Annotated in this window: 7 protein-coding genes; all 7 read right to left on the bottom strand. The window is 45.5% G+C overall.

The window, feature by feature from the left end; translation table 11 throughout:
• On the bottom strand, positions 1-362 hold a 362-nt coding region (locus AC1U9U_RS14410), incomplete at its 3' end, for a thiolase family protein (RefSeq protein ID WP_479961248.1).
• A gap of 45 nt (positions 363-407) precedes the next feature.
• Positions 408-1748, bottom strand: a complete 1341-nt coding sequence (locus AC1U9U_RS14405) for an acetyl-CoA hydrolase/transferase family protein (protein WP_479961247.1) — start codon at positions 1746-1748, stop codon at positions 408-410.
• Between the two features lie 95 nt (positions 1749-1843).
• The gene (locus AC1U9U_RS14400; protein ID WP_479961246.1) at positions 1844-2482 is read right to left on the bottom strand and encodes an acetate uptake transporter family protein; all 639 of its coding nucleotides are present in this window, start codon (positions 2480-2482) and stop codon (positions 1844-1846) included.
• 174 nt (positions 2483-2656) lie between these two features.
• On the bottom strand, positions 2657-4714 hold the full coding sequence (locus tag AC1U9U_RS14395; RefSeq protein ID WP_479961245.1) for a heterodisulfide reductase-related iron-sulfur binding cluster: 2058 nt from the start codon (positions 4712-4714) through the stop codon (positions 2657-2659).
• Positions 4715-4923: 209 nt separating this feature from the next.
• Complete coding sequence (locus AC1U9U_RS14390; protein ID WP_479961244.1) at positions 4924-5913, bottom strand: electron transfer flavoprotein subunit alpha/FixB family protein; 990 nt, start codon at positions 5911-5913, stop codon at positions 4924-4926.
• 33 nt (positions 5914-5946) lie between these two features.
• Entirely contained in the window at positions 5947-6720 is a 774-nt protein-coding gene (locus AC1U9U_RS14385; RefSeq protein ID WP_479961243.1) for an electron transfer flavoprotein subunit beta/FixA family protein, read from the bottom strand.
• Positions 6721-6785: 65 nt separating this feature from the next.
• Positions 6786-7557 (bottom strand): acyl-CoA dehydrogenase family protein (locus AC1U9U_RS14380; protein WP_479961242.1); only part of this gene is annotated, 772 nt, incomplete at its 5' end.

Genomic DNA, 7557 nt, shown 5'->3' with positions numbered 1-7557 from the left:
GAAGAAGACATACATTCCATACCACCGGCCACAATGATATCCGCATCTCCGGCCAGAATAGCCTGAGCGGCACAGATTACGGATTTAAGGCCCGAACCGCAGACTTTATTCACAGTCCAAGCCGGTACTTCTTGGGGAATTCCCGCTTTTATGGCTGCCTGGCGGGCAGGATTCTGACCTGCTGCGGCAGTCAGGACATTTCCCATAATAACTTCTTGGACTTGCTCCGGTTGAATACCGGCCCTTTTTACTGCCTCTTTAATAACAATTGCTCCCAGTTCTGCTCCCGTAAACTGTTCTAATGTCCCGCCAAAAGATCCGACGGGGGTGCGAACAGCGCTAACAATAACAACTTCTCTCATGACTCTCCTCCTTAAAGAAATAAATCGATCATTTACTAAGCTATCCTATAGAGCAAGCTTATGAGATCTTTTCCAAATTCCCATTGCTTCTGCTTCCTTAATCAAATCATCGCGGAAATCTGGATGAGCAATGGAAATAAGAGCTTCGGCCCGTTCCCAAGTAGACTTACCTTTTAGATTGACGATGCCGTATTCAGTAACCACATAATTCACCATAGCACGATGAGTCGTAACAATAGCTCCTTGGGTTAAGGTTGGTTTAATTCGTGAGAAAATTTCCCCATTCTTTTTCTGGTAAGTGGATTCCAAGCAAATAAATGATTTACCACCTTTGGAATGATAGGCGCCTAAAGTAAAGTCTACTTGTCCGCCTGTACCGCTAATATTACGGATTCCAGAAGATTCTGAACATACTTGGCCAAATAGATCAATTTCAACGCAATTATTAATTGCGATAAAATTATCCAGTTGAGCGATCACAAAAGGATTATTGACGTAGTTTACCGGGTAAATTGCACATCCGGGGTTATTATGAAGAAAATCATAGGTTTTCTGGGTTCCCATCGAAAAAGTGTAGACCACCTTAAAAGCATCAATTTGCTTGCGAGCACCGGTTACCCGACCTGCTTCCACCATTTCCACAACAGATTCGGTCATCATTTCTGTATGAATCCCTAAATCCTTAAGATCAGATTGAGCGATAATCTTGCCCATGACATTGGGCATGCCACCAATGCCAAGCTGAATACAACTTCCGTCAACAATTTCCGGTACAATAAACCCGGCGATTCTGGCATCGTTCTCCGAAGGAGGTACCGGGGCAACCTGAGGCATCCGCCATTCTGCTTCGACAACAAAATCCACTTCGGAAATATGAATGCTCTCTTCTTGTCCGCCTAGGCAGCGGGGTATATTAGGATTGACCTCAAGAATAATTATTTTGGCTTTTTCGCAGATAGCTTTAGTATGGGAAACTTGGGGACCGAAATTAAAATATCCTTTTTCATCCATGGGAGTAACCGGGAGAATCGCTACATCCACATCAAGAAACCGGCGATAATAGCTGGGAAGTTCATTAAAAAGCATAGGAATATACCAACAGGCCCCTTGATCATGAAGCTTCCTATCAATACCGCTAAAATGCCAATTGTTATAGATGAAATGCTTGGCTTCCGGGTCTACCCTAACTACCTCGGGCATTCTTGCTGCGGTGACTGCCCGAATCTTTACATCCTCAAGTTCATCTTTACGAGCTGCCAAAGCTTTATCTAAAGCGATAGGCTGGCCGGTAAATGATCCATAATCCACCCAGTCTCCTGATTTAACCACCCTAACAGCCTTTTCGGGTGTTGTAAGCTTTTTTTGGTATTGTTCGAAAATGTCCATATCTAAACCCCTCTTTTTTCCAATACTTTAGCCTGTGATTTTTTACATCTGACATAGACAAGCACTGTCCGGGTATTTTGCCTTAATAGCTTAGTTTATTTGTTTAAGGTTTTCGATTGAATGTTAGCCGGTTTCTCCACTATCCATGGCTTAGTTATCGGGAAAATGGTTTTGCCATATGCGGAATTTAAGATAAGGGCAGCAGAAAGATACATTGCGACGATCCCGGCAAAGAGAAGAGCATATCCGGCAAAGGGCTTAAAGGCTGGGCTGAGTACTCCTAGATCTAGAAAGGCTACTTGTACGACAGCGATATCAATCAAAATAACAATAAGGGCTAATAAGCTGGTTCCCTTAAAGTAAGCGGGAGTCCACATTACCAGGCAGAAGGCAAGTACCAACCAGGCCCAACCATCAACATGCGTATCAATAGGTATAGACCATTGTTGGACCGCAGCGAAATACTTAATGAAAAACTCTAATCCGCCCACGAGCATAAAGAATGCCGAAAAATAGAGAAACACGTTTCCGCCGACAATCTGACCTTCCTTTAACTCAATAGCGCCAACGATGACTTGTACCACAAAACCGCCGATTAGCCAACATCCCATTAAGGGCATTGCCCCTGCAGTAACCTTACCGCTCAACAGAGCAAAAAAGACAAAACAAGCAACCCCTAGGGCAACCAGACCTGCAGGCGCAGGGTTCGCCCATCCTCCTTGATTATTTGACATATGCTTTCCCCTCTCAATCTTAATCTCTGCATGGAAGTTGGATTTCCAAACTTCCTCTATATTTGATTGAACTCGGTTCAAGCAAAATACCTGAATGTCAGATGTAAAATCACAGGCTAAAACTTTCTATTTACTTAATTTTCGCAATAAACTCGAAACCACTATTCATTCTTTCTATGAGATTCGATTAACGAGAACCTCGGCAATATCCGCTACCTTTACTTTATCCACTGCATCCCGGGCGGCTATCCCATCATTGATCATAGTCAGACAGAAGGGACAACCCGTGCTGATAATATCCGCACCCGTGCCCATTGCTTCCCCTGTCCGCATTTCATTAATGCGTTCACCCTCATGCTCCTCTAACCACATCCGTCCACCACCGGCTCCGCAACAAAAGCTCTTTTCATGATGACGGGGCATTTCCAGCACTGTATACCCAGCCGCCTTAAGGAGTTCACGAGGCTCTTGGTAGATTTCATGATAACGTCCCAGATAACAAGAGTCATGATAGGTGGCGGTTTGCCCCGCTTCCTTAGTAATTTTCAGACGGCCCGCTTTAATTAATTCATTTAAGTACTGAGTATGGTGGATTACTTCATATTGACCGCCGAATTCCGGATAATCCTGTTTTAAGACATTAAAACAGTGGGGGCATTGAGTAACGATCTTTTTAACACCATAAGCGTTAAGAACTTCAATATTCTCCGTGACAAGTGAATAGAAAAGATATTCGTTTCCTAAACGACGTGCGGAATCTCCACAGCATTTTTCTTCATTGCCTACGATTGCAAAGTCTACATCAGCGTTCTGAAGAAGTTTTACAAAGGCTGCAGCTACTTTTTGATTACGAGCATCAAAGGCACCTGAGCAACCGGGCCAATAGAGTATTTCCGCTTCGGGATTTTCCTCAAGGGTTTTCACTCCTAAACCGGTTAGGAAATCTGCACGGGTACTCCAGCCAATCCCCCAGGGGTTTCCGTTATTCTCCATATTTCTAAAAGCAAGCTGAGCTTCCGAGGGGAAACGGCTTTCCATTAGCACAAGATTACGACGCATATCGATGGTTTTATCTACATGCTCAATAAAGATAGGACATTGTTGTTCACAGGAGCGACAGGTGGTACAAGACCAGAGATCATCCTCAGGTATTACATCCCCGATGAGATTACGCAAACCCAATTCCTCTTCGCCCGGGACTTCCGCAACGGCTGCAACTTCCTCTGCACCCTCTGTAGCACCCGCAAGGGTCGGCTTGACTTTTTGATACTCTTTCAGGGCCTTACCGGTCTCTTCCAGATAGGCACCCATATCTTGAATAACCTGTTTAGGATTAAGGTGCTTACCACTTAAGTAAGCCGGACAATTATCTTGACATCTACCGCAGCGTAAACAAGCATCTGTATTAAAAAGAGTCTTCCAACTGAACTCCCCAAGCTTACTTTTGCCATAGGTCTCCAAGTTCTCATCTTCAAAGTCGATTTTTTCCGGAATCCCGATGGGTCCATGCTTACGCAAGAATTGATTAGCGGGAGCAAGAAGAATATGGGAAAGCTTGGAGTAGGGAAAATACCCGAAAAACACCATCACCAAGATGAAATGGAACCACCAAAGAAAAACATGAATTCCTTCCAAGGTTGCCAGGCTCAAGCCCCGAAAAAGCGGTGCTATCCCATAGCCAACAAAGGCATAAACACTCCAAGGATCATCAATAGCCGCCATCCGCACAGCTTGGATAACAAATCCGGTCACCAGAATGGTCAGGATCAGGGCCAAAACAATGCCGTCATCCTTTTTATTATCGAGACGATCCGGGCGTCTAACATACCGCCGCCAAATTGCCATGAGTACGCCAATTATAGCAAGCAGCCCAAAAATATTGGCAGTGATCTTGATAAAGATATAAAGGCCACCCTTAAAGATATTTACCCCAAAATCTGCCTGCAGAGCCACAATTGCCGTGGCAAAAAATAGTAACGCAAAACCCCAGAACATAAACAAATGCATTATTCCGGGAAATCCCTCTTTTAAGATCCTTTTATGACCTAATCCATAAACCAGGACATCGCCAATTCTTCTCCCGATATTTTGCCAACGATTCTCTGCTTGACCTAAACGCCACAGCTTATAGCGTTGATAAAAACCATAACAGAAAAAACCGACAGCTATGATTAACATAGGGTAGATCAACCAGTGATTTTCGATATTCCAATAAAGCTGGCGTGTCGCCATATCCACATTCCCCCTTCCCTAATCCCAACCCCATATCTAAATCCAAAAAGAAGCCCTTTATCCTTTATTCATTCTTTATTCATTTCAATATTCTTATGATCCGGGGTACTGCCTTGTAACAGTACCCCTTCGATTAAATTTTTGCTCCCTGTTTCCAGTGGTGAACTCCCGCTTACACATAAGCATTAATTGGGTGAATTCCCCTGGCCTTATTCATTAACCAATTTCTTGAACTCTTCCGTAAGGAGGGGGACGACTTCAAACAGATCCCCCACTATGCCGTAGTCGGCAACGTTGAAAATGGGTGCATCCGGGTCTTTATTGATGGCAATAATGTATTTGGAGGCACCCATGCCGGCTATATGTTGGATAGCACCACTGATGCCACAGGCAATATACAGGGTCGGTGCCACCATGCTACCGGTTTGTCCAACCTGAAATTGGTTATCGATCCATCCTGAATCTACTGCTGCCCTGGATGCCCCTACCGCCGCCCCTACAACATCGGCAAGTTCCTCAAGAATGGCAAAGTTTTCTTTGCTTTTCATTCCCCGACCACCGGAGATGATAATGTCTGCTTCGGTAAGTGCCGGTCGGCTGGTGACTAAAAGAGCTATATCCTTTACAATGACCTTTAGATCTGCAGGATCGATGTCCACCGTTACTTCAACAACTTCGGCTTGTCGGGCCGGGTCCGGCTGGGATGCCGCGAAAGACTTAGCTCGCACTGTAGCCAGACTGGGGCGGCTAACAATTTCTGCATAGGCAAAGGCACTACCCGTATAGACAGGCCGTTTGTAAAGGAGAAATTTCTCCGGATCTACTTCAATGTCTATAACATCCGAGGCAAGGCCTACTCCTAAACGCTGAGCCAAGCGGGGTGCCAAGTCTTTACCCACTGCCGTATGGCCCAATATGAAAGCTTGTGGCTCTTTTTCCTGAAGCAGTTTGGCTAGGGCAGAAGTATAAGCCCCGGTGGTATACTGAGCTAATTGAGGTGAATCCAGCAAGTAGACTTGGTCAGCACCATAGGCAGCTGCTTCCTTAGCAAATCCGGCAATCCCTTCACCGGCGATGACAGCTACTAAAGGTTCTCCGATTTGGTCGGCAATCTTGCGTCCTTGGCTTAAGATTTCAAAGGATATTTTGCGAATTTTTCCTTCTGCTTGTTCGACAAATATCCATATTCCTTTTGGCATATTACTCGCTCCTTTACTTTGTTCATCTTCAGATTAGAGTACTTTTGCTTCCTCACGCAGGATGCGTGCCAGCTCACGGGTCGCTTCTGCAGCTTCCCCGGGAAGTTTTCTACCCCCTTGTCTTGGGATGGGCAAAGTAAATTTCGTGACCTTTGCCTGAGCAGCCAGGTCAGAAGCATTGAGTCCCAAATCGCTCAGTTTAAGAACAGTTAATGGTTTCTTTTTGGCTTTCATGATTCCGGCTACCGATGGATACCGGACTTCGTTAATTCCTTGCACTACGGTGATGACAGCCGGGAGTGTGACCTCCATAGTAGCAAGCCCCCCATCGATGACCCGCTGGGCCGTTGCCTGACTACCGTTAATATCTAATTTGGTAACACTGCTAATGGAAGGTAGTCCCATTTTTTCCGCCATACGCACTGCCACCTGTGCCGAACCAATATCTGTATCCATTACTCCCGCCAGGATCATGTCGTAGGGCAGGGTTTGTACTGCCTGGGCAAGAATTGCGGCAGTCATACCTTCATCTACTTCACCTAGGGCCGGGTCATTGATGTGAATCGCTTTATCGGCACCCATGGCTAAGGCACTGCGAATTGCCGCAGTAGCTTGATCCCCCCCCAAGGTAACAACGGTTACTTCACCGCCGAATTTTTCCTTGATCCGTAACGCCTCCTCGATGGCGTATTCGTCCAAGGGGTTAATGACCAAGGTGACGCCATTGGTGTCAACTTTTCCTGCGCTATTTAAGACGATTTTGGCTTCCGTATCTACAGTTTGCTTCACACATACGACTATGTTCATAAAGTACCCCCCTCTTGGATTTCCATGGTATTACATCGTTCCTTAAACCACCCGGGTTACGGTTGCTATTCCTTTAAAATATGACTGCCGATAACGATTCTTTGTACTTCACTGGTTCCTTCATAGATCTCAGTAATCTTAGCATCCCTCATCATCCGTTCTACAGGATATTCACGGGTATATCCATAACCTCCATGCATTTGTACCGCCTGAGTGGTAACCCACATAGCTGTTTCAGAAGCGTGAAGTTTAGCCATGGCCGAGGCTTTGGAAACCGGTTTATGTTGAGTGGCAAGATAAGCTGCCTGATAAACCAATAGCCGGGCGGCTTCGATTTGGGTTGCCATATCCGCTAACTTAAACTGATTTGCTTGGAATTGAGCAATAGGTTGACCGAATTGAACTCTTTCCTTGGCGTAATTTTTGGCTTGCTCGTAAGCACCTTGGGCGATGCCTAAAGCTTGAGAGGCAATGCCGATGCGGCCAAAGTCCAAGGTTACCATGGCAATCTTAAAGCCTTGACCTTCTTGACCTAAGAGATTTTCAGCAGGAACCCGAACATTGTCAAAGACTAATTCGTAAGTGGCTGAGGAGCGAATGCCCATCTTCTTTTCTTTCTTGCCGAAAGTAAAGCCCGGCATCCCCTTCTCTAAGATAAAGGCGGCGATTCCTTTGTTTCCTTTGCTTTTATCCATTTGGGCCGTCACCACGTAGGTATCCGCCTCATAGGCATTAGTGATAAAGACCTTGGAGCCGTTAAGAATATAACTATCGCCATCCTTTACTGCCGTGGTCCTGGTTCCGGAAGCATCGGAACCGGCCATAGGCTCCGTTAAG

It is taken from the genome of Desulfitobacterium sp. (assembly GCF_982384815.1).
Note: the sequence above shows the minus strand (reverse complement) of the source record. Positions and strands in the feature narration are given on the sequence as shown.

Bases quoted from the DNA above. Each gene is read 5' to 3' on its own strand.
- AC1U9U_RS14385 (WP_479961243.1), bottom strand. From the start codon at position 6,720: ATGAACATAGTCGTATGTGTGAAGCAAACTGTAGATACGGAAGCCAAA.
- AC1U9U_RS14390 (WP_479961244.1), bottom strand. From the start codon at position 5,913: ATGCCAAAAGGAATATGGATATTTGTCGAACAAGCAGAAGGAAAAATT.
- AC1U9U_RS14395 (WP_479961245.1), bottom strand. From the start codon at position 4,714: ATGGCGACACGCCAGCTTTATTGGAATATCGAAAATCACTGGTTGATC.
- AC1U9U_RS14400 (WP_479961246.1), bottom strand. From the start codon at position 2,482: ATGTCAAATAATCAAGGAGGATGGGCGAACCCTGCGCCTGCAGGTCTG.
- AC1U9U_RS14405 (WP_479961247.1), bottom strand. From the start codon at position 1,748: ATGGACATTTTCGAACAATACCAAAAAAAGCTTACAACACCCGAAAAG.